The organism is Neobacillus niacini (assembly GCF_036961885.1).
In the GTDB taxonomy this organism is placed as follows: Bacteria; Bacillota; Bacilli; order Bacillales; family Cytobacillaceae; genus Neobacillus; species Neobacillus niacini_H.
Genome location: NZ_JBALNQ010000071.1, coordinates 1 through 22,233, shown reverse-complemented (window position 1 = coordinate 22,233; position 22,233 = coordinate 1). Strand labels below are relative to the sequence as shown.

The following is a 22,233-nucleotide window of genomic DNA, read 5'->3' as shown; positions in this document are numbered from 1 at the left end:
TGCGGGGTCTCACTCAGCTCGTGCATCCCGCAGGAGTCGAGCCCCTTTCGCTCCAACCAACAGGTTCTAAAATCAACAGTATCCATTAACACAGCCTTTTGATAAATAAATAAAGAATGATACAAAAAAGATTGAAATAGAATGGTAGAGGTTAGAAATCCCAAAAGTTTTAAAAGAATGGTGGTAATGGAATGGATGAAATCACGATTGACCCTTTTATCCATGTGCGTATGGTGAAAAGTTTTGAATATGACCCAAGAGGTAAGAAAATCAGCTTTATTTCTGATTTTACAGGGGTCCCACAGGTCTGGGAGCTTGACCGGGGTGATCGATGGCCAGCTCAAACTTCTTTTACCATGAAAGGAATTACCTTTATTAAATATATTCCTCATTCATCTGACCTCATTATTGGGATGGATGTGGATGGCGATGAAAAGGAGCAATTGTACTTATTAAAGGAGAGTGGCGAGAAGATCGCTCTGACAGACTCCCCTGAACATATTCATTTGTTCGGTGACAGCTCTCCTGATGGAAAGTGGATCGCTTGGTCGAGTAATCGACGAAAACAAAACTCGTTAGATCTATATATTCAAAATCTGGAGACATTTGAGATCAAACTTGTTTTCGCCCAAGAAGGAACGATCTTAGTTGAAAAATGGTTTCCGGATGGAAAGTCATTATTGGTTAGAAAGGCCAATGCGCCCCTTGATCATGATTTAGGGATATTATCGCTTTTAACGGGAAAAATGGATTGGCTTACACACCATAAGGGCGAAGCGAGCTATAGGGACTTTCACTTTAATAAGGATGGAGATCATCTTTACCTATTAACAAATCAAGACAGAGAATTCTTTGGACTCGCCGTCATACACTTAGCCAGTAAACAAATAACTTGGCTGGAAGTGGGAGAGTGGGATATTGAAGACTTGGTGATGAATAAGGATAAAAATAAATTAGCTTTCTCCATGAACGAAGGGGGAATCTCCAAAGGGTATCTAGTTGATTTAAAACAAACGAAGCTGTATACGTGGGATACGCCAATGGGTGTAATCAGCAATCTTAGATTTTCACCTGATCAGCAAAAGGTTGGATTTGTGTTAAATGGACCTGCACATCCTTCTGATATCTGGGAGCTTGAACTTAACACCCTCCAAGCCAAGCGCATTACCTACATTTCTCGTGCTCCAATCGTGGAGGAAAGGCTAATTGAGCCAGAAATCATATCATTTCCATCGTTTGATCACCAAGTAATACCTGTGTTTTACTATAAGCCCACTCAAACGAGTGGGAAGTCACCGGTTGTCGTCTATATACATGGGGGACCTGAAAGTCAAACCCGTGCAGTCTACAGCCCTTTTTTACAATATTTTTTAACCCAAGGTTTTGCTGTTGCCGCTCCGAATATCCGGGGCAGTACGGGTTATGGAAAAACGTTTACCCATCTGGATGATGGTCGTAAACGAATGGACGCTGTGAAGGATGTTGTTTTTTTAGTAGAATGGCTAAAGAAAACAGGAGAGATTGATGCTGGGAAGGTAGCAATTGTCGGTGGGAGCTATGGGGGATTTGTGGTCTTAGCAGCCATCAGCCACTATCCGAAATTGTGGGCGGCTGCTATCGATATTGTGGGAATGTCCAGCCTCCGGACATTTTTACAAACGACAAGCCCATGGCGGAAAAAGCTGCGAGAAGCAGAATATGGAACGGTTGAGAATGATGGTGATTATTTTGATCAAATCGACCCACTAAATCATGCTGATAAAATTAACGCCCCACTATTGGTTATTCATGGAGTAAATGACCCGCGTGTTCCCATCCAAGAATCGGAGCAGATTGTCGAGAAACTAAAAAAACGAAATCATCCTGTTACGTTTATTCGGGTCGAAGAGGAAGGGCATACGATGGTAAAATTAAAGAATAAAGTCAATTCGTATTCGTTGATGGCTGAATTTCTAGAAAAACACTTAGGGTCCAACTAGTAACCGAAAGCCTGGCGTGCTGCTTGGCTTTTTTTGTTTGACTTATAGAATAGGATAATAGTAGGATTTTTTGTATTTTTAAAACAGAACAAATGTTTTGGTGTAAGATAAGAAGAGTAACTATCGAAATAGGGGTGTAATCAACATTGAATGGAACAGCACATGCAGCAATTGGCGCTGCAACAGGATTCATCGTGGCCAACACATTTCAAGGCTCTCCATCTGAGACCGCTTTGTTTGTCGGATTAGGAGCGGTTTCGGGATTAATGCCTGATCTTGACATTGATGGGAAGCTGCGCGGAAAAATTACCTTGTCTCATAAGCTGATTCGAATGGCAGCTCAGTTGATTGGGATATTGATGATTTTTTATAGTTTTTATGAAGGCAGTGCGACAGAGAAATGGCTTGGTCTCGGGATTGGACTGGGAATTATGGTGATTTCAGGGTTCATCAAACAAAAGCATATGTTAACCATCACTGGAATTGGCGTAGTGATGGGAGGGTTCTCTCTATCGGAGATGTGGCTAATCCTGCTGGGGGTCTATATTGTAGCTGCCTCATTCGCCCCCCACCGTAGCTATACCCATTCGATATTGGGTGTCATTTTCTTTGGGGTAATTGCTTGGAAGTTAGAGGGATCACTGGGAATGGATGGCGTCTTCTATGCCAGCGTGAGTGGCTACATCAGTCATTTAGTAGCAGATTTAAAAATACTACCATTTAATAAACGTGGAATAAAGCTGTTTTTACCTATTTCATCAATAGAATTATAGTTTTACAAAGACGCTTGGAGATTAGTCATCTAAGCGTTTTTATTTTGGAGAATTTGTAAGATAAGATAGAATTTTCTGGTATAATCTTAATGAAAATACTGAATACATAGATTGGGGAGAAGAAGGTTGGAAGGTACTTTTGGACTCGTTTTAAATATTATTATCACGATTTATCTGGTTGTTGATTCGAAAAAGTATGGTAAAAGTCCGGTTCTTTGGGGGATTTTAGGCTTTGTTTTTGGTGCGATTGCTTTAGGAATTTATTTAATCAAGACTGATCGCAAGGTGATTGGTTGGATTGTTACTATTTTAAGTATTATAGGTTACATCATTTTCATGATCCTAGTAGGCTTAGCGATTTTACTAGCCATCGCAGGATTTGCATGAACGTAAAAAGGAAGGGAAATCCCCTTCCTTTTTACGTTCATGACCTAGCAGCAACACTGAATTTCCTCATTCCCTATTTTTTATATTTAATGCTCGGTTACAGCACACTAGATGATTAAATAATCCAGATTGCTTATTCGGCTTTCTCTAAATTCTCCTGGAGAAAAACCGGTTATTTTTCTGAAGACTTTATTGAAATAGTTTGCATTTTCATATCCTGTTTTAGCGGCGATGTCTTTTATCGATAAATCGGAATGACGAAGCATTTCCGAAGCTTTCTTTATTCGGACTTTCGTTAGGTATTTTGACGGTGTCGTATTTGTGTACTTCCGAAATCGTTTAATGAAGTAATAACTTGATAGCCCAGCAATGTCCGCCATTTTTTCCACGGAAATGTATTCCCCGTATTGTTGTTGAATAAAAGTAACTACCCGCGAAATGGGTTCAGGCAATTCTTGATTGGTAGTATCTAGGTTTTTTGTGAAACGATAGCATTCCATGATAAATTCGTAGGCTCTAGCCGATGAAAGATAAGCATCGATTATTTTTTGTTCTTTTGTTTCTTGGAGGAGGCTGTGCAATAGTTGAATGAGATTTGCTTCGGGAGGAATATTTACAGTCCCGCCGGCATGATCGTGAATATAGTTCCAGCAGGAAGTGGCGGCACTTCCTGTTAATGTAATATAAATAAATTCCCAGCTCTCACTGCTTTCGGGAAGAAAGTAACAATGCTGACTAGGCAGCTGGACAAAAAATGCATCACCGTTATGTAATGAATACAGCTTATCCCCGAAGGTAATTGCACCTTGACCGGAGAGAGTATATTGAAAAACATATTTTTCTACCCCTTGAATATCCTTTCTTATCATCCCATCCCAATAATAATCATTAGAAGTTTGAAGCTCCCATCCCATCGAAAAAATATTAGCTACATTATTCTGGGGCATATCCTGAAAACAGAACCCATAATTACCATATTTTTCACTAGACAATATTTTACCCTCCATTCGCAAGTTATTACCATTGTACGAAAAATGTAAGCGTTATAATATGAGTATAGCAGGTTTTTCTTTATTTTAAATGGTCGAATAGTCAAAATGATTTATGACAATTTTTTTCAGGAGGGTAATAATCATGTCAAAAATCACGTTTATAGGCGCAGGAAGTACGGTTTTTGCAAAAAATGTCCTTGGGGACTGCCTGATGGTACCAGCCCTTGAGGGGTTTGAGTTCGCTTTATTTGATATTGACGAGAAACGCTTAAAAGAATCGGAGGCCATGCTTGCAAATTTAAGAAATCGTTATAACAAAAGTATTCATATTAAAGCCTATTCGGACAGAAAGGAAGCATTACGAGGAGCTAAATATGTGATAAATGCCATTCAAGTTGGCGGCTATAGACCAAGTACTGTCATTGATTTTGAAATACCGAAAAAATATGGACTCCGACAGACGATTGCGGATACGATTGGAGTCGGAGGGATTTTTCGAGCATTACGCACCATACCTGTTTTGTTTGACTTTGCAAAGGATATCGAGGAAGTTTGCCCGGATGCTTTGTTCATAAATTATACGAATCCGATGGCTTCCTTAACTGGTGCGATGCTTCGCTATACAAACGTGAAAACAGTTGGATTATGCCATAGTGTCCAAGTCTGTACAAAGGTACTATTCGAATCATTGGGAATGGAGCATGAGGGCATTTCTGAGAAAATAGCTGGTATTAACCATATGGCCTGGCTACTTGAAGTAAAAAAGGATGGAAAAGATTTGTATCCTGAAATTAAACTACGGGCTAAGCAGAAGCAGGTGTCTAAGCATCATGACAAGGTGCGGTTTGAGTTAATGGACAAATTCGGGTTTTACGTGACTGAATCTTCAGAACACAATGCGGAATATCATCCTTATTTCATTAAACGTCAATATCCGGATTTAATTGAAAAGTTCAATATTCCGCTTGATGAATATCCGAGACGCTGTGAAAATCAAATTCGCGGCTGGGATGGAATGCGTGAAGAACTAACAAGGAATTCAAATCTTTCTCATGACCGTTCAAGTGAATATGGTTCAAGAATCATTGAATCCATGGAAAGCAATATTCCATTTAAGTTCGGCGGCAATGTCTTAAATACGGGCGGCTTAATTAGTAATCTTCCTCGGAAGGCAGTGGTAGAAGTCCCTTGTGTTTCAGACCGCAGCGGAATAACACCATGCTATATGGGTGAGCTTCCTGAACAGCTTGCTGCATTAAACCGAACCAATATCAATACCCAGCTATTGACCATTGAAGCTGCGGTTACGAGGAAAAAAGAGCATATTTACCAGGCAGCCATGTTGGATCCACATACAGCAGCGGAATTATCATTAGATGATATTGTTTCATTGTGTAATGACTTAATAGAAGCACATGGAGAATGGCTGCCAGTATTTAGTTAATAGAAAATAATTCAACCAAATTGAAAAGTTGGAATAAAGGAAAAACGTGTCATTTTTTCGGAGATATTAATAATTAGTAGCTTTGACTGTTTTATTTATAGTTTTTTCAAAAAGGAAGGGGATTCCCCTTCCTTTTTTGAAAAAAAGAAAGTATAAGTTTTTGATCTTAGATTACTGATCAGTGATCTTTCGCTTTTCTTATCAATCGATTATCTAGTAGCAACAATCGATTTTCTTTTATACAACCAAGAACCAATTAAAAAGGCAACCATACCCCATAAGACCATAATCCCAATCCCAAACCAAAGGCTGCTTGAAAACACACCTGTTTCGTAAACCATACTATCCCTCAAGCCTTCAGCAAAATACGTGAGCGGCAATAGATTGGACACTGGCTGGAGCCAATCCGGCATCGTTTCAATCGGAAAGAATACTCCGCTTAAAAACATCATTAGGAAACTAACAATATTTGCAACTCCCATATATGCATTTTGCGTATAACTAAAGGAAGAAATGAAGTATCCAATGGCATTAAAGGATAAAGCGCCAATTAAAAAGACAATCAGCAGGCTGAAAATATTGATGTAGAGATTGGCACCAAAGATAAAAACCCCAATGAGTGATAATAGTAAAATCTGAATGATGCTGAACAACAACCGCATGACCATATCACTTAGACCAAAGATGCCCATATTGGCTGGAGTCATTCGCAGCCTTTTGAGCAATCCTTTGCGCCGCATTTCCACTAAGTCAACCATTCCGAACAATCCACCTTGAGCAATAGATAAGGCAATCATTCCGGTTAACAGAAAATCCGTATAATTTAATTCGTTACTACCACTTGTAATGGATTCAAGTTCAATATCAAAGGTAGGTGCTGCACCTACAGCAGCCAAGTTTGCCTGTTGAGCAATCCTATCGAGAATGGCTGATAGTGCTTGCGTGGTCACTCCCTGTTCGTCTTCTTTGTTTATGACTAATCCGAATGAGGTGTCTTCAGCGGATTCAGGTAAGATAATCGCTGCGTCCACTTCTTTGTCCTTCACCCATTGATCGGCCGTTTCTCGGCTAACAGGTTCACCTGATTTTACTTCAAGGATAGAGAGTTGAGTGATTTGTGTTAACAGCATTTCAGAGATGGGATTTGGATTATCCGCAGCGACAATGGCAATTTCTGATTGGAATTCATCATCTGAACTGCCGCTAAAAATCACCATGAAAATGACCATTAAAATGACGGGGAAAAATATCCCCCAAAACCATGCTTGTTTTTCGCGAAGGGTCAGTTTTAATTGCGCCATAAACATTTTTTTGAACTGTTTTGCATGATTCAAGTTAATCCCTCCATTCCTTACCTGTAAAAGCAATAAAGACATCCTCTAGACTCATTTCACGGATGGAGACCTGCTCAACTTGATATTCCTGTTCCTTTGTAAATTTAAATAAATCCAAGAGTGTATCCTCCGGCTTAATGGTCCACAGCTTTAATGTTGTACCATCCCGCTCGGTACGGGAAACAGAATTGAGATTACTTGCAAAATCATCTGCTGCGGCAGCCGCATTTTCTCCATCGAGAAACGATAAGCGTACTTCCCGTTCCTTTGTCAATTTTTCTATGAGGGCTGAAGGTGTATCAATGGTTACGATGCTGCCTTGGTCAACAATACAAACACGGTCACTTAGTTTTTCTGCTTCTTCCATATAATGTGTCGTGAGAATCGTGGTTTTCCCTAACTTCTTTAGTGTAAGGATAATATCCCATATATTTCGGCGTGCTTGGGGGTCAAGGCCAGTGGTAGGCTCATCGAGAAAAATAATATCGGGGTCGCTGATCATCGCAAGTCCAATGGCAAGGCGCTGACGCTGACCGCCGGATAGTTTTTTTACTTGGTTTTTGCGATGCTCGGTAAGATTGATAAGTTCAAGAATTTCTTCTGTAGGTCGGGCTTTTTCATAAAAAGTAGCAAAAAGATCTAAATTTTCTTCAGGGGTTAATAAGTCGAACATGGCGCTCGATTGCGGCTGTACACCTATCTTCATCTTAATCGCTATCGCATGATGACCCCAGTTCATGTCCCCAAAATGGATTTCGCCATGGTCAGGTGTAACCAAGCCTTCGATCATTTCCAATGTGGTCGTTTTTCCCGCTCCATTTGGTCCAATGATGGTGAAGACTTCACCGGCCGCTACTGAAAAACTAATGTCCTGAACCGCACGAATCGCACCGAATGATTTTTGTAAATTCGTCACTTCTAAAACGTTCATTTATTTTCCTCCTTACATTTACCATGAGTGTTACACAGGCTCCCTTTCCTGTATATGTTCGATAGGAAGAAATCATTCGGACTTTGTGCTTATTGCGTGTAAGTCTAGAGTGTTCAAACTTCGTCAAATCATTTTTAACATCCTGTGAACATCAAGGAAGCGCTGCCGTGCACACGGAAGCCGTAGTTAAAGAAGATCATAATGATAAAGTGGTTCATGTTATTGGAGTACTACAAGATATTTCGGGGGTAGTCCTGACTGAAAATCAGTTAATTTACTGATATCGTAAAAAAATATTGTTAATATTGTAAAAAATATTGATTGATGGAAATAAATGTATTACGTTTATACTAGTATATACAACTAATATTCTACTAGGATTTTACTATAAAAAAACACTTGGTTGAAAGTTTAGATGTAAGGTGATTACCCTTGCTGGAAAGGAGGTGAGGCCGTTATTCGGAAGATAAAAATACTTATAGTGCTTTTAGTCGTTTTCATCTTAAGTGGCTGCACAGGAAATAAAGAGGAAAAAGAAGTGCTCGCACGATTTGAAAATGAGTTTAAAACCTATCTGCAAAAAAAATATGAAAGATCTTTTGAGATACAAGAAATCAGAAAAGGGTCAAATTACTTAGGCGGACCGACTATAGTTAGTGCAAAAGCTTTTCCTACAGACCAGAAAAGTCTCGTTTTTACTATGAGCACTGATCAACTGGGTACTGAATATTCGGAAAATTATTTAGCGGTTAAATGGAGTAGCGAAGCAAATGCATTAGTGGAAGACAAGATTACTACTATATTTAGCTCAGATGTAAAATATCAATACTCCTTCTCAGTAAAAGAAGAGTATTTAAGGCAGGAAATCATTGATGAGGAAAAACAAAATTTAACTTACGCTTTATCTGAAAAAAATGATCAATTAGTTCCATTTATTCAAATTATAGATAATCAAAAAAGTGTAGATGAGGGTCTTGAATTATCAAAATTATTAAATTTTATACAGTTTCTAAGGTCTAACTATCTTCAAAATACAAGATTATCTTTAGAAATATACTCATCTGACTTCAAAAAGGAGATTGAAGAGAATCCGAAGAAGTTTTTAGAGTTAGGTGACACCGAAAGGATACGCTATATCCAGGATAAGAAGATCATTTTTAATTTATTATTACAGGATACAGATACTGCATCTATTCAATCTATAGAGGAAATTACCAGTATATATAATAAAAATTGACTAGGAGGTAATTTATGGATTAAAATACAGCGATTAACTTATACTGGCCATTCCTGGAGCAGGAAAAGTAACAGAGAGTTCTAAGAAATTATAGAAGAAATGACCCCGGTACAATACCGAGGTCATCTGTTAGCATCATAGGCTCTTTTATTAAACTGTCCATATTATGGGTCATAGTTCAGGCTAACTTTTGGGACTCTTTTGTTTGCTTGGTAGCGCCATTGAATTGCTTAACATAACAAGAGTGCTGATAAACTCTATTGATGTTCTTTTTGAAGTGGCATTTCCATATGGTGATCTGCGTTTTTGCCGATTGCCATTAGGCTCATGATGAATAGCATGGAAAAGGATCCTATAACTACACCTGCTATGAACATTAACATATTATCCCCCATTTGATTCGTACGATTATGTTTTTTATTCGATTGTAATAATGTATCGGCAACTTTTTTTAAAAGTTTAATCTTTAACCAAAAATTCTCATTTAGGTTCAATGACGATTGCTTGTGAACCCATTTGCTCCCAAGATGCGATGAATTTTTCTTTGTTAACCTTTTTGTTCTTCGTTCCATAGGGATCATTTAGATAGATGTATTCCTGATCGTAGCCTGTAATAACCGCACTGTGCATTTTAAACGAAATCTCTACCGACCCTTGTGGGGTAGACCATGTATTGACAGCTGGTATTGGTGAAAAGCTCGTTGTCGTAATTACCCAAACAGGCAGACCTTGGCTGACTTTTTCCAAAACGACAGAAAAAGGATAGTTTGATAGATTTTGAACCTTCAACTGATTATTGACATTGGTATTCGCCAAATAAAAAATAGGTCCATGGTAGACACCTAACCCAGGACCATCTTCCATATTGCCGACAAATCCCATATTGGGATTTCCGCTTTTCCCATCATCGTAGAGAAGGGGAACCTTTGGGATTTGTGCGGCGAGTTCGTTTTTTGTCACATCGATTCCCCAATAGTGAAGTAACATTGCCAAACTGGTTACTTCGCAGCCGTTAAATAATCGGGGTTCATCCATTTGATTAAGTAAAGGTACATCCAATTGGATTTCTTCGGCTAACACCACTTTTGTGAAGGGAGTAGCAACTGCTTCTTCTTCGTTACGTCCTGTCCCCACGTCTGCTAATATAGAAAAACACAAAACTAGTACACTAAAACCATATAAAACAACCTTTTTCACAGTTGCGTCCTCCACTCCCTAGAAATTTTCATCAACCTCGTAAAATCACCACGGTTACCCGACGATTTGACTGCCGGTTTTCATCCGAATCATTTGGATAAAGTGGCTGATATTCTCCAAATCCTGAAAATTGCAACCGATTGGCTTGAACCCCTTGTGACTCAAAATAGTGGAGAACGCTTGCTGCTCGAGCGGCAGACAATTCCCAATTGGAAGTATAGATGGTATTGTGTGCCGGAACATTGTCCGTATGACCTTCAATGCTAATCGGATTGGGAACGGTATTAATCAAGCCGATGAGCCCGTTTAACGTTTGATAGGAGCGCTCTTTTAAATCCGCTCTTCCAGAATCAAATAACACCACATCTTTTAAGGACACTTCAATTCCCTTTTCTGTTTCTAAGAGAGTGACCATATCCTCCAGACGATTGTTTTGGATGTAGCTTTCAAGTTGTTTCTTCAATACATCGAGTTCTTCGTCATTTGTTTCGCCTTTTACTTCTTCTTCCGGCAAACCCACCTCCGGTTGTGGAGAAGAGGGATTCGGAGACAATCCCGCTTGTTGATTGTCAATCTTTGTCCCTGTTAATTCAGACTGAAAGGACTCCATGATGGATTGATACTTTTCCTTGTCAACGGTACTTGATGCATATAAGACGATAAATAAAGCTAGTAACAACGTTAAAAGGTCGGCATATGGAATCAGCCAAGATTCATCTACATGGTCTTCATGGTCAGAGGTAAAGGCTCTTTTCCGTTTTCTCATGCCGATTTCTCCTCAAAATGAAAATCCTGTTCCATTTCTTTTTCTACCTTTTTGCGTTCGGACGGAGGGATATGGACCGTCAGTTTTTTCTCCAAGGCACTCGGTAAAACTCCCTGATAAATAGAGAGCAGCCCTTCAATGATAATCAGCTTTAATTCTTGCTCTTGTTTGGAAAGCCGCTTTAATTTGTTCGCTAATGGATGCCATAGTACATAACCAGAAAAAATCCCAAGTAAGGTAGCAATGAACGCAGCTGAAATCGAATGACCGATTTTTTCTATTTCGGATAATGAGCCGAGAGCAGCAATTAGACCAACTACAGCCCCTAGTACACCAAGAGTCGGAGCATACGTGCCTGCTTGAGTAAAAATAAGCGCGCCTGTCTTATGACGCTGCTCGATTGCCTCGACTTCATCAAATAACACTTCCTCAATAAATTCAACATCATAGCCATCGATGATCATTTCGAGCCCTTTTTTAAAAAAAGGATCGTCAGTTGTTTCAGCAATTTCCTCTAAAGCTAAAAAACCTTCTTTTTTGGCCATTTCGGCACATTCTATTAATCTAGCAACCTGTTCTGCTTTCGAGGGAAGTTTCGGTTCGAACAGAGCAATTTTTAACAATTTCGGAAATTTTTTAATTTCTCGAAACGGAAATGCAATCAGCACAGCAGCTGCTGTTCCGCCAAAAATAATCAGGTATGCCGCTGGATTGTTCAAGGATGCAAGTGGTGCTCCTTTTAAAATCATCCCAATTCCAACTGCGAGGAGTGCCAACAAAATTCCAAAAATACTAGACATAAATTTCTCCTTTGGTTTATCTTTAATTTAGTTTTAAAATATTTCATTCTCCATGAAAACGGAAAAATTCGACCGAAAGGGGTATCCGCTTGAAGATCCAACAAAGCCAATCTATCAGTCAGGATCGCTTTATTCCTGTGCGGGAGAAAGGGAAAGAATCCCCTTCTTTTCAACAAATTTATCAAGAAACACAATTTGATTTAACGCAGGATCGTTTGCAAACTCTCCTCAAAGGTCTGGATCAAAACGGTATTCGTTTAAGCACTTCTCAATCTGTAAAAGATTTACTGGCGTATAAACAAAGCATCCAAGATTTTTTAAAAGAAGTCGTTCAAAATGGATACTCTATTGAAGAGTATCGGTCATTTCATTCCAATGGTAGAGATAAAAAGCTAAAATTAATTAAACAAATTGATCAGCAGTTGATCAAACTTTCCGAGCAGGTGATGGAAAAACAAGCTGGCTCTGTTGACCTTTTGAAAACGATCGGTGAAATTAAAGGACTGTTAGTAAACTTATACATGTAGAGAGGAGCACGACTATGCTACGAGGAATGGATACCGCTGCATCCGGGATGATTGCGTTGCAGAGAAGACAAAATGCACTAACGAATAATTTGGCGAATGTCGAAACCCCAGGTTTTAAACAGGATTCCAGTCCGCTGCGTTCTTTTCCGGAAATGTTACTAGAACGTATTCGACAAACAGAACCTTCAGGAAAAACGCCAAAGATTGGTACACTGTCCATGGGGGTGTATAATCAAGAAACCTTACCACTTTTTTCACAGGGGAGCCTTGTGACTAGCAACATGCCTTTTGATGTCGCCATTAACGACCAAGGACTGCCTCCCGTGTTAGAAAACGGAGATTACATCAAACCAGCTGCTTTTTTTGCCGTTCAAACGGCTGATGGCCGTTTCCAATTCACGCGAAACGGAAGGTTCTCGGTAAATCAAAATGGGCAGCTGACAACTTCGTCAGGAGATTTGGTTTTAGGAAAAAATGGCAGTCCGATTTCGGATCAAGAATTGACTATTGGAAATGTAGCGATCCGAAATAATGGGGATATCATCGTTAACCCGGATGACCTAGCACGTGCCCGAACGGTTGCCTCACTTGGAATCATGGTGGTCAATAACCCGAATCAATTAGTAAAAAAAGATAATGGTCTTTATGAGCTAGAGGGGGCAGCACCCGCTATGCTGGCACAGACTCTCCCTGCAGGTTTACAGCTGCACCATAAAATGATCGAGCAATCAAACGTTGATACATCTCAAACGATTACCGAAATGATGACAAATATTCGGTTGTATGAGGCGAATCAAAAGGTACTTCAAGCGTACGATAAAACACTAGAACAATTAAATACGATTGGAAGGGTATAAAAGCTATGAATACATCTATATTTATTGCTTCGTCGGGTGTTCGCGCCTACCAAGGGAAGTTAGATACCATCGCCAATAATATTTCAAATGTGGAATCGACAGGCTTTAAACGCAGAGAAGCCGTTTTTAGTGAAAATTTAACCGTTTCGATTCAAAACCAAGCAGAGCCGCAAAAGGAGGTGGGACGTCTGTCTCCTCTCGGCATTCGGACTACTTTTGGATCGCGTATAGCGGCAGCACCATTGGATGAAACCCAAGGTGCGCCAAAGCAAACGGACCAACCCTTTGATTTCATGGTCGAAGGAAACGGCTTTTTCCAAGTACAACGAACAACAGGAACAACAACGGAAATTTTGTATACGAGAGGTGGATCCTTTCAGCAAACTCCTGTTGGAGGGGGAAGATTTCAGCTGGTAAACGCCCATGGTGATGTGCTGCTTGACCAAAATCAAAATCCCATTGAATGGAGTACGGACAATGAATTTGTGGTTGCAACCGATGGGACCATTACCGGGACAAACCAGCAAATCGGATTGGTCGACTTCAGTAATCCACAGTTGTTAAAGGATGATGGCGGGGTTTACCGATTAACAGGTGGAGCCGTTACCGCTGTGAATGCTAATTATCAAATCAAACAAGGCTTTTTAGAATCTTCGAATGTGGATTTAAATCAGGAAATGACCGATATGATCAAAGCACAAAGAGGCTATCAAGCGAATGCTCGGGCGCTCAGCTATGCAGATCAAATGATGGGAATCGCGAATGGAATCATGAGGACATAGTGGGATGTATATCAATTTAGCGGCGGCTGTTCAGGCGGCCGTTTCTTTTTTTTGAAAAAATGAGAATTACTCTAAACCTTCAGCAATAAACTGCCGATACAAAAAGTATGGATAGAGTTAAAAGGAGCGGACGTTATGAAAATTAATCCGATAAATCGAATCGATACTGTTTATCAAGCCTATCAAAAACAACAACCGAACCGTTCTGACGCAACGAAACAGCCTCAAACGGATAAGGTAGAGCTATCAAGCGAAGCTCAACTGCAGATTCAAAAAGAAAAAGATGCAAAAATAGAGCAGTTGAAAAGTCAAATTGCCAATGGCACTTACAAAGTAGACAGTGAAAAGTTAGCGGAAAAATTACTGTCAGCTTGGAAGTCAGGTGCGAAAATCGATGAATAGCCTCACAGAAGTTTTGCAGATGTTAACCGACCTGCATCTCACATTATTAGAAACCGCAAAGAAAAAGCAGGACATCTTAATTTCTGCAGAAATCAATCCGCTGTTAGCTGTCATGGCGGATGAATCCAAGCTCATCAAAAAAATCAAAGAAGCAGATGAGATGCGTTTGGAAGTTTTAGAACACGACAAACCCTATCTTCCCCTTTCGAAGTTAATTGAACAACAGCCTGACGGAGTGACAAAAGCGGACTGGGAGTCAAAAATGAATTTACTTCAGCGTTTATTTGAAGAAATTGATAATGTAAACAAACATAATCAGCAATTGATTCAGCAGTCGTTAACCTATACACAGTTTATGATCGAGCAAATGATACCACAATCAAAGGATTCGGGTCTTTATAGTTCAGAAGCGGAAGCCCAAGATTCAAGAGAATATGCTCGTTTGTTTGATTTAAAAGCATAGGGGAGAAAAAAGATGTACTCAACCTTTCATGGATTAGAAATCGGAAAAAGAGCGATTTTATCCCAACAAACTGCACTAAGTACGACGGGACATAATATCGCCAATGCAAACACAAAGGGATACACACGGCAAGAAGCTGTACTGCAGGCTACCCGACCACTGGCCTCACCAAATCCCAATAACGGAACGCTGCCAATGCAATTGGGAACAGGTGTGGAGGTTTCGGAGTTTCGGCGGATTCGAGAAAGTTATTTAGATAATCAATTTCAGAACGAACAGCAAAAAGCTGGGTATTGGGAAGCAAAAGCAAATTCGCTCTCTCAGCTTGAAGATGTTTTTAACGAACTTTCAGATTCGGGCTTAAGCAGCTCCCTCAATCGTTTTTGGCAAGGTCTGCAGGAACTTTCAAAACAACCGGAAAGCATATCTGCAAGAGTAGTTGTCGTAGCGAACGGAAAAGAGGTAGCGGGTAACTTAAATCAAATCTTTTCAGGAATAGCAGATTACGAAAAAAATCTAGCGGATCAGCTGCAAGTAAAAGCGAATGAAGTGAATGCAGCGGCAAATGAAATTGCTACTTTAAATCTACAAATTGCTCAAAATATTGGTGCTGGGAAACAACCCAATGATTTGCTTGATCGCCGCGGTTTACTGCTTGATAACCTTTCTAAAATCGCTAACATCGAAGTTACCCCATCCGTAAATGGAAAGGTCGATGTGTCGATTAGTGGCGTTAAACTGGTTGAAGGGAATTCCGCCAACTCATTTACCGTGAATCCTCAAGATGGCGGGGCTAAAATTGCTGGTAATCCGGTTGGATTAAAAGGCGGAGAAATCAAGGGTTTACTTGAAACAATTGGTTATATGGATCCATCTGGCACAACAGTGGGGCAGATTCCAGAGTTAAGAGCGAGTATTAATCTTTTAGCAACGACGATCGCAGAAAGCATGAATGCGATTCATGCAGGTGATCAGGCAAGGAATTTGGATGATGTTCAAGCGAGAAGTGAGAATCCAACTGCGCCATTAGAAAAACTGCTGTTTTTTGTCGATAAAGATGATCCGACACAGCCCCCGAAGCATGCTGGAAATATCATCATCAACCCAGCGTTGGTTGACTACCCTGCTAAAGTGGCAGCTGCCGCCTCCGATAATATTGGGGATGGTTCTAATGCAACTCTGATGAGTGATGTGTTTTTTCAAAAAATGGATATTGGTGGAACGAACACGACTATTGGTGATTTTTATAAAAAGGTCATTGGCCAATTAGGAACTGACGTTCAAGGAGCACAGTTATCAGGTGAAAATGCCACAGCGATGGTTCAAATGATAGACAACCGTAGACAGTCTGTTTCTGGAGTTTCGATTGACGAAGAAATGACAAATATGATTCGATACCAGCAAGCCTATAATGCTGCTGCACGTTATGTGTCTGCGGTAAACGATCTATTAAATACATTGATTAACGGAATGAAGTAAAGGACATAGATTATGACAAGGGAGGAGGAGAAGAATGCGCGTTACACATCAAATGCTGAGCCAGCAATTTATTAAAAATTTAAATCGTAATAATATCTCTATGGAGAAACTTCAGGGACAAATATCCTCTGGGAAAAAGTTCGAAAAGATATCGGATCAACCTGGTGACGCACTAAAAGGATTAACCTATCGTTCCTCCCTTAGTCATGTTGAGCAATTTCAAAAAAATGCACAAGATGGAATCGATTGGAGCACAGCGGTGGACGGTGCACTTGGGAATGTCACCGATGTTCTTCATCGCGTTCGCGAGCTAACGGTAGAGGCCAGTAATGATACTGTAAATAGCACTGACCGGAAAAATATCGCAGTTGAAATTCGCTCCCTGATTCAGCAGGTGGGGAATATTGCGAATACAGAGTATGGCAGTGGTTACCTATTTTCAGGAACAGATCTGAATACTCAGCCGTATCAAAATGATACATTACAGCAGACGAGTGACAACGGAAAAGAATGGACGATCGGCCAAGGAATCAGTGTAAATGGAAAGGTTCATGCTTCTTCGGTATTTGGTTTTGAAGTTGACGGGAATAATTTGTTTAAAACAATGGAGAACCTTGCACAGACCTTAGAAAATGGGGAAAATCCAGGTTCATTACTGAATTCGGTAGACAAACAAATGGATAACCTGATTACGCAACGGACCATGGTCGGCACCAATCAAAATTTACTTGAACTGGCGGCCAACAAATTGGATCAAGCCCAATTTTTAAATAAAAAGATGCTGTCAAATACTGAGGATACGGATATTACTAAAGCCTTTACTGATTTGACCTTGCAAGAAACAGCTTTAAAAGCTGCGCTAACCGCTGGTGGTAAAATCATGCAGTTAAGTTTAGCTGACTTTTTACGATAAAAAATAGTTTTCGGATTTCCCCATCTTCCCTTTTAAGATGGGGATGTCTTATTTCATCATAAAATGAGGGGGAAGTATGGAAGCGTATTTGATTTTACTAATAGTAGCAGCAGGGATCATCGTTTCTTCTATTCTATATTTAGCTAGACTAAAAGAATTGAAGAAACAAAAGATGCTCAAAAAAGTGGAGAAACAGACCAATCAAAGAGACAATTTCAGACTACGGGTTATGATCAAAAATTCAATTATGGAAGTTCTCAAGGTTGGAAGTACCGATGTGAATCAAAATGATAATTGTGAGATCGAGGATATAAGTGCAGGTGGAGCAGGAATCATCTCCTATTATGACTTTCCTTTAAAGCAAAAGGTATATGTTAGGATTCATTTTTACCTAAATGATGAGGAATTTTCATTAGACGGGAGAATCGTTCGAAAAATCGAGAGAATCAATAGAAGCAGTTTTTTTTATGGCATTCAATTTTTAAATCTATCTAGTATTGATGAAAAGCGATTGGTGAAAGAAATCTTTGCAATGGAAAACCAGCGAAGAAAAATTGCGATAAAATAAAAAGTTTTTTTATTATCCCCTCTACACCCTCTAAATTCATGTCGATATATAAAAATAGAGAGGGAAAATATTCCTCAACTATAGGAGGGTACATAAAATGAGAATTAATACAAACGTAGCAGCGCTTAACACACATCGTCAGTTAACAGCTGGATCAAATGCAGCAGCAAAAAACATGGAAAGATTGTCTTCAGGTCTTCGTATTAACCGTGCAAGTGATGATGCAGCAGGTCTAGCAATCTCTGAAAAAATGCGTGGACAAATTCGCGGATTAGAAGCAGCACAAAAGAACGCACAAAACGGTGTTTCTTTACTTCAAACTGCTGAAGGTGCTTTAAATGAAACACATTCAATTTTACAACGTATGCGTGAACTATCGGTTCAATCTGCCAACGATACAAACACATCTTCTGACCGTGTAAAACTTCAATCTGAGATTGACACATTAGCTGAAGAAGTAAGCCGTATCGGTTCATCTGCAGAATTTAATGGTAAGAAACTATTAAACGGTTCATTTGACGGTACATTCCAAATTGGTGCCAACCAGGACCAAAACATGAGTCTGAAAATCGGTGATGCACAATCATTTAGCTTAGGAGTTACTGGTAAAGTTGGAATCGAGCAATCTAGTACCGTTACTGTCGGGGCTACAACAACTGGAGATACATTAAAGGCTGGAACTTACAGTGTTTCTCAAAATGGTGCAAATTTTGAAGTGAAAGACGAGAATGGAAAAGTGGTAGCAGCAAGTACTGATGGTTTAACTTTCACTACTAAAGCGTTTGATACCACAGCTGGTGATGATACATTTACATTCAGCCAAGCGGTTAAATCTGGTACGTTAAGCTACGATGGAACAAATGTGAAAGCAACTGCCCAGTTCACTAATACTGGTCTTGAAGCTGGATCTTATAAATTTGATGCAAATGATAATGTTCTTTTAGATACACACGGTGAAGTAGTAGCGCGTACAACTGATGGTATTCAATTTAAGGGAGCAGACGGTACGACAGTGTTTTCAGCAACTATAGCATTAACTGGTGGAGATGAACTTAAAGTTGGTGGTGTAGATGTTTCAACACAAGCTACAGCTAATACCTCCATTACAGCAATTAACACAGCGATTGAAACGGTTGCTGCTGAGCGTTCTAAAATGGGTGCGGTGCAAAACCGACTTGAATTTACAAACAACAGCTTAAGTACAACGGCTGAAAACTTAACATCTGCAGAATCTCGTATTCGTGATGTTGATATGGCGAAAGAAATGATGACATTCACAAAGAATAATATTCTTTCTCAAGCAGCTCAAGCAATGCTTGCTCAAGCAAATCAACAGCCACAAGCAGTACTTCAATTACTTCGTTAATATCTAAAAAAGAGATTTAAGGGAACTTAAATCTCTTTTTTAAAACTATTTTATAAAAAAGGAGGGAGTTTTTTTGAAGAAAATTAAATCACTCCCAATCATTGTTAGTTTCATACTAATAGTTCAACTATTCTTTCCTATTATCGGTGTGTTGGCTGCAGAGGTCCAGGCACCTGCTAATCTAAAAATCTATGAACGTTATCCTGGCAGTGCTGTGATCGAATGGGATGCTGTGCCTTACAGCTCCGGATATAAAGTCTATAGAATGGACGGTGTGACGAAAACGCTAACGGCACAACCAACTACTAATAAAGCGTTTATCACCTTAAAAGAGGGAACCTACTCATTTGCTGTATCTTCCATTGTAAATGGATCGGAATCACCCCTCTCACAACCAGTTTCTATTGAAATCATTTATCCAGAGATGCAAGCACCAGGTAATATTCAATCAAAGGTAGAAAGATTTTATGATGTTACATTGAGCTGGGACATTGCAAGCTATGTTCATTATTATAAAATCTATCGGGTGGTGGATGGAGTTAGGAGTTTAGTCACTACTACTGAGAAGACCACTCATGCGTTTACTACCTTACCCGAAGGACATTATACATATGAGGTAACTGCGTATAATAGTATTTTTGGAGAATCAAAACAAGCCTCCCGTGTTGAAGTGGATGTCGTCTATCCAGATATGGAAGCACCTGCTAATCTAACATATACGATAGCAAACGGTAATGACGTGACCTTAAGCTGGGCGCGTTCTAATCACGCAAATAAATATAATATTTATAAGGTTGAAGATAACAAGAGAACCCTTGTTACTTCTTCTACGAATTTAAATGTGACACTTACGAATGTTCCAGAAGGGAAACATTTTTATGAAGTGACATCTTACAGCTATACATTTAAGGAATCAGAAAAGGCTGCCAGCATTGAGGTTAGTCTCGTCCATCCAGATGTAAACGCTCCTGGGAATTTAAATTTGTCGATTACAAATGGAAATGATGGAGCCCTAAGCTGGAGTAAAGTAGAATATGCGACAAATTACAAGATTTATCAGATCATCGATGAATCAAGGGTATTACTTAAACAAACAACGTATCAGCAGCTGAGTTTACCCAATATGGAAGAAGGAAACTATATTTTCGAAGTAACGGCATATAGTGACCGTTTTGGCGAATCATTGGGAGCTAGGCTGGTGCAACAAGTGATTCATCCAGATATGCAAAAGCCTGAAGGTTTTACAGGCTCAGTTTTAAATGTAGATACTCTTTATTTAAAATGGACCAAAGCAGAATATGCAACAAGCTATAAGCTCTACCAGATAATAAATGGCGAGCGAAAATTTGTTTCAGACATTAACAATACGTATACAGCGATTAATAATTTACCAGAAGGTGACTATGTGTATGAAATCACCTCTTATAGTGATCGCTTTGGTGAATCAGCCGAGGCATCTAAAGTAGAAGCTACTATTGTTTATCCAGAAATATTGGCACCTAATGTGAAAGCATACGTGAATCAGGAAGCCAAGTCTATTGCTCTTTGGTGGGATGTAGTCGACTATGCAACTACTTACGATATTTATCAAGTAATAGATGGAGAACGAGTTTTTGTTCAAAACACACCGAATACCCGTATTGTGTTTAACAATATGCCATATGGTACTTACACCTATGAGGTAATCGCACATAGTAAGTATGGAGATTCACCTTTTTCAAACCAGGTTACTGCCAATGTTGAACCAATTTTAGAGGCACCGGAGGCTCCAAAAGGAACGGCAAATGGTGATGATGTAATTCTTAGCTGGGATCCTGTGAAGGATGCGGATTCCTATAATGTCTATGAAGAAAAAAATGGAGAACGGGTTCTTGTAGGAAATACGAGTGATGAGACGTTAACTCTAGTAGGTTTGGAATCAGGTGAACATACGTTTATTATCGTTCCGGTTTCTCCAACTGGCACAGAATCCAGCTCGTCAAGCACAGTTGTTGTCGAAGTTGGAGAAAATGATACGACTGCCCCAGTAACGGAATCCAATGTAGTTGATACGTGGAAACGCGAGGCTGTGTCTGTAGAATTAACGGCAACAGATGATTTAAGTGGAGTATCAAATACGTATTATTCTTTAAATGGTACCGATTTTGTTGAAGGTACTAGCTTAGTAGTAAGTGAAGCTGGAGTTACTACGGTTTCATTCTACAGTGTAGATAACGCAGGTAATGTAGAAGAAGTGAAAACAGTCGAAGTAAAAATTGATGAGAATCCACCGGTTACAACTTCGAACGTGACTGATGAGTGGCAAAAGGATTCTTTCTTAGTAAAACTAACGGCAACAGATGATCTTAGCGAAGTTAAAACAACTTATTACTCCTTAAATGGTGCTGAATATGTTAAAGGTGCGACAGTATTTGTAAGTGATCAAGGACTGAATACAGTTTCCTTCTTCAGCGTGGACAACGCAGGGAATATAGAGGAAGTAAAAACAGTTTCAGTGAAAGTTGATGCAACTGCTCCTGTAACGACAACGAATATTGATGACAAGTGGAATCAAGGGGAAGTAGCAGTTGAATTAACAGCAACAGATGATTTAAGTGGAGTAGCAAATACGTATTATTCTTTAAATGGTACTGATTTTGTTGAAGGTACTAGCTTAGTAGTTAGTGAAGCTGGAGTTACTACGGTTTCATTCTATAGCGAGGATAACGCAGGTAATGTAGAAGAAGTGAAAACAGTAGAAGTGAAAATCGATGAAGCTCCTCCGGTAACTGCTTCGAACGCAACCGATCAGTGGTTAAACGAGTCATACCTATTAAAACTAACAGCAACCGATGATTTTAGCGGAGTTAAAGCCACCTATTACTCACTAAATGGTGCTGAATATGTTAAAGGTGCAACCGTTTTTGTAAGTAATCCAGGAGTGAATACAGTTTCCTTCTTAAGCGTGGATAACGCAGGTAATGTAGAAGAAGTGAAAACAGTAGAAGTGAAAATTGATACTGAGGCACCGGAAACTACTTCAAATGTAGTGGAAGG

23 protein-coding genes are annotated in these 22,233 nt (G+C 39.5%); 16 read left to right on the top strand and 7 right to left on the bottom strand.

All coding sequences use genetic code 11. From position 1 onward, the window contains the following. The first annotated feature begins 191 nt into the window (after nt 1-191). The 3 genes from V7124_RS24045 to V7124_RS24035 all read left to right on the top strand — a co-directional run bounded on the left by V7124_RS24045 (nt 192) and on the right by V7124_RS24035 (nt 3,139). Nucleotides 192-1,979, top strand: coding sequence for a S9 family peptidase (locus V7124_RS24045; protein WP_335494122.1), 1,788 nt, complete (start codon nt 192-194; stop codon nt 1,977-1,979). 146 nt (nt 1,980-2,125) lie between these two features. Continuing rightward, nucleotides 2,126-2,752: a metal-dependent hydrolase gene (locus V7124_RS24040; RefSeq protein ID WP_335416740.1), complete on the top strand. Its 627-nt coding sequence runs from the start codon at nt 2,126-2,128 to the stop codon at nt 2,750-2,752. A gap of 126 nt (nt 2,753-2,878) precedes the next feature. Further along, on the top strand, nt 2,879-3,139 hold the full coding sequence (locus V7124_RS24035; protein ID WP_335494120.1) for a hypothetical protein: 261 nt from the start codon (nt 2,879-2,881) through the stop codon (nt 3,137-3,139). 107 nt (nt 3,140-3,246) lie between these two features. Here V7124_RS24035 and V7124_RS24030 read toward each other — a convergent pair whose 3' ends face one another. Continuing rightward, a complete protein-coding gene (locus tag V7124_RS24030; protein ID WP_335494118.1) occupies nt 3,247-4,131 on the bottom strand; it encodes an AraC family transcriptional regulator in 885 nt (294 codons plus the stop codon). A 142-nt stretch (nt 4,132-4,273) separates the two neighbouring features. Here V7124_RS24030 and V7124_RS24025 point away from each other — a divergent pair, with 142 nt between their 5' ends. Further along, complete coding sequence (locus V7124_RS24025; protein WP_335494116.1) at nt 4,274-5,575, top strand: alpha-glucosidase/alpha-galactosidase; 1,302 nt, start codon at nt 4,274-4,276, stop codon at nt 5,573-5,575. 209 nt (nt 5,576-5,784) lie between these two features. Here V7124_RS24025 and V7124_RS24020 read toward each other — a convergent pair whose 3' ends face one another. Both V7124_RS24020 and V7124_RS24015 read right to left on the bottom strand, forming a co-directional pair. Next, nucleotides 5,785-6,909, bottom strand: coding sequence for an ABC transporter permease (locus V7124_RS24020; protein WP_335494114.1), 1,125 nt, complete (start codon nt 6,907-6,909; stop codon nt 5,785-5,787). Between the two features lies 1 nt (nt 6,910). After that, nucleotides 6,911-7,840 (bottom strand): ABC transporter ATP-binding protein, encoded by a 930-nt coding sequence (locus V7124_RS24015; protein WP_335416745.1) that lies wholly within the window; start codon nt 7,838-7,840, stop codon nt 6,911-6,913. A 92-nt stretch (nt 7,841-7,932) separates the two neighbouring features. On the opposite strand from V7124_RS24015, the gene V7124_RS24010 reads away from it, so the two are divergent. Together V7124_RS24010 and V7124_RS24005 are read left to right on the top strand one after the other, a co-directional pair. Then, nucleotides 7,933-8,121, top strand: a complete 189-nt coding sequence (locus V7124_RS24010) for a hypothetical protein (protein WP_335494112.1) — start codon at nt 7,933-7,935, stop codon at nt 8,119-8,121. A gap of 200 nt (nt 8,122-8,321) precedes the next feature. Further along, the gene (locus V7124_RS24005; RefSeq protein WP_335494110.1) at nt 8,322-9,077 is read left to right on the top strand and encodes a hypothetical protein; all 756 of its coding nucleotides are present in this window, start codon (nt 8,322-8,324) and stop codon (nt 9,075-9,077) included. A gap of 257 nt (nt 9,078-9,334) precedes the next feature. On the opposite strand, the gene V7124_RS24000 is transcribed toward V7124_RS24005, so the two are convergent. The 4 genes from V7124_RS24000 to motA form a co-directional block, all read right to left on the bottom strand. Beyond that, nucleotides 9,335-9,460 carry a hypothetical protein gene (locus V7124_RS24000; RefSeq protein ID WP_335494108.1) on the bottom strand — a complete coding sequence of 42 codons (126 nt, stop codon included), beginning with the start codon at nt 9,458-9,460 and terminating at the stop codon, nt 9,335-9,337. Nucleotides 9,461-9,557: 97 nt separating this feature from the next. Next, on the bottom strand, nt 9,558-10,274 hold the full coding sequence (locus V7124_RS23995; protein ID WP_335494106.1) for a C39 family peptidase: 717 nt from the start codon (nt 10,272-10,274) through the stop codon (nt 9,558-9,560). A 31-nt stretch (nt 10,275-10,305) separates the two neighbouring features. Further along, nucleotides 10,306-11,040 carry a flagellar motor protein MotB gene (locus V7124_RS23990; protein ID WP_335494104.1) on the bottom strand — a complete coding sequence of 245 codons (735 nt, stop codon included), beginning with the start codon at nt 11,038-11,040 and terminating at the stop codon, nt 10,306-10,308. Next, on the bottom strand, nt 11,037-11,840 hold the full coding sequence (motA, locus tag V7124_RS23985) for a flagellar motor stator protein MotA (RefSeq protein WP_335412256.1): 804 nt from the start codon (nt 11,838-11,840) through the stop codon (nt 11,037-11,039). Before motA ends, V7124_RS23990 begins: the two co-directional genes overlap by 4 nt. Nucleotides 11,841-11,929: 89 nt before the next feature. On the opposite strand from motA, the gene V7124_RS23980 reads away from it, so the two are divergent. From V7124_RS23980 to V7124_RS23935, 10 genes are all read left to right on the top strand, one after another. Then, nucleotides 11,930-12,367 (top strand): YaaR family protein, encoded by a 438-nt coding sequence (locus V7124_RS23980; protein ID WP_335494101.1) that lies wholly within the window; start codon nt 11,930-11,932, stop codon nt 12,365-12,367. Between the two features lie 14 nt (nt 12,368-12,381). Continuing rightward, complete coding sequence (locus V7124_RS23975) at nt 12,382-13,224, top strand: flagellar hook-basal body protein (RefSeq protein ID WP_335494099.1); 843 nt, start codon at nt 12,382-12,384, stop codon at nt 13,222-13,224. Nucleotides 13,225-13,229: 5 nt separating this feature from the next. Continuing rightward, nucleotides 13,230-14,006, top strand: coding sequence for a flagellar hook-basal body protein (locus V7124_RS23970; RefSeq protein ID WP_335494097.1), 777 nt, complete (start codon nt 13,230-13,232; stop codon nt 14,004-14,006). Nucleotides 14,007-14,141: 135 nt separating this feature from the next. Then, nucleotides 14,142-14,408 carry a flagellar biosynthesis anti-sigma factor FlgM gene (gene flgM, locus V7124_RS23965; RefSeq protein WP_335494095.1) on the top strand — a complete coding sequence of 89 codons (267 nt, stop codon included), beginning with the start codon at nt 14,142-14,144 and terminating at the stop codon, nt 14,406-14,408. After that, nucleotides 14,401-14,871 (top strand): flagellar protein FlgN, encoded by a 471-nt coding sequence (locus V7124_RS23960; protein ID WP_335494093.1) that lies wholly within the window; start codon nt 14,401-14,403, stop codon nt 14,869-14,871. Before flgM ends, V7124_RS23960 begins: the two co-directional genes overlap by 8 nt. Before the next feature lie 12 nt (nt 14,872-14,883). After that, on the top strand, nt 14,884-16,350 hold the full coding sequence (gene flgK, locus V7124_RS23955; RefSeq protein ID WP_335412238.1) for a flagellar hook-associated protein FlgK: 1,467 nt from the start codon (nt 14,884-14,886) through the stop codon (nt 16,348-16,350). A gap of 34 nt (nt 16,351-16,384) precedes the next feature. Next, nucleotides 16,385-17,263, top strand: coding sequence for a flagellar hook-associated protein FlgL (gene flgL, locus V7124_RS23950; protein WP_335494091.1), 879 nt, complete (start codon nt 16,385-16,387; stop codon nt 17,261-17,263). Nucleotides 17,264-17,339: 76 nt separating this feature from the next. After that, nucleotides 17,340-17,831, top strand: a complete 492-nt coding sequence (locus V7124_RS23945) for a PilZ domain-containing protein (protein WP_335412232.1) — start codon at nt 17,340-17,342, stop codon at nt 17,829-17,831. A gap of 97 nt (nt 17,832-17,928) precedes the next feature. Further along, on the top strand, nt 17,929-19,197 hold the full coding sequence (locus V7124_RS23940) for a flagellin (protein ID WP_335412229.1): 1,269 nt from the start codon (nt 17,929-17,931) through the stop codon (nt 19,195-19,197). 73 nt (nt 19,198-19,270) lie between these two features. Beyond that, on the top strand, nt 19,271-22,233 hold a 2,963-nt coding region (locus V7124_RS23935), incomplete at its 3' end, for an OmpL47-type beta-barrel domain-containing protein (RefSeq protein WP_420490587.1).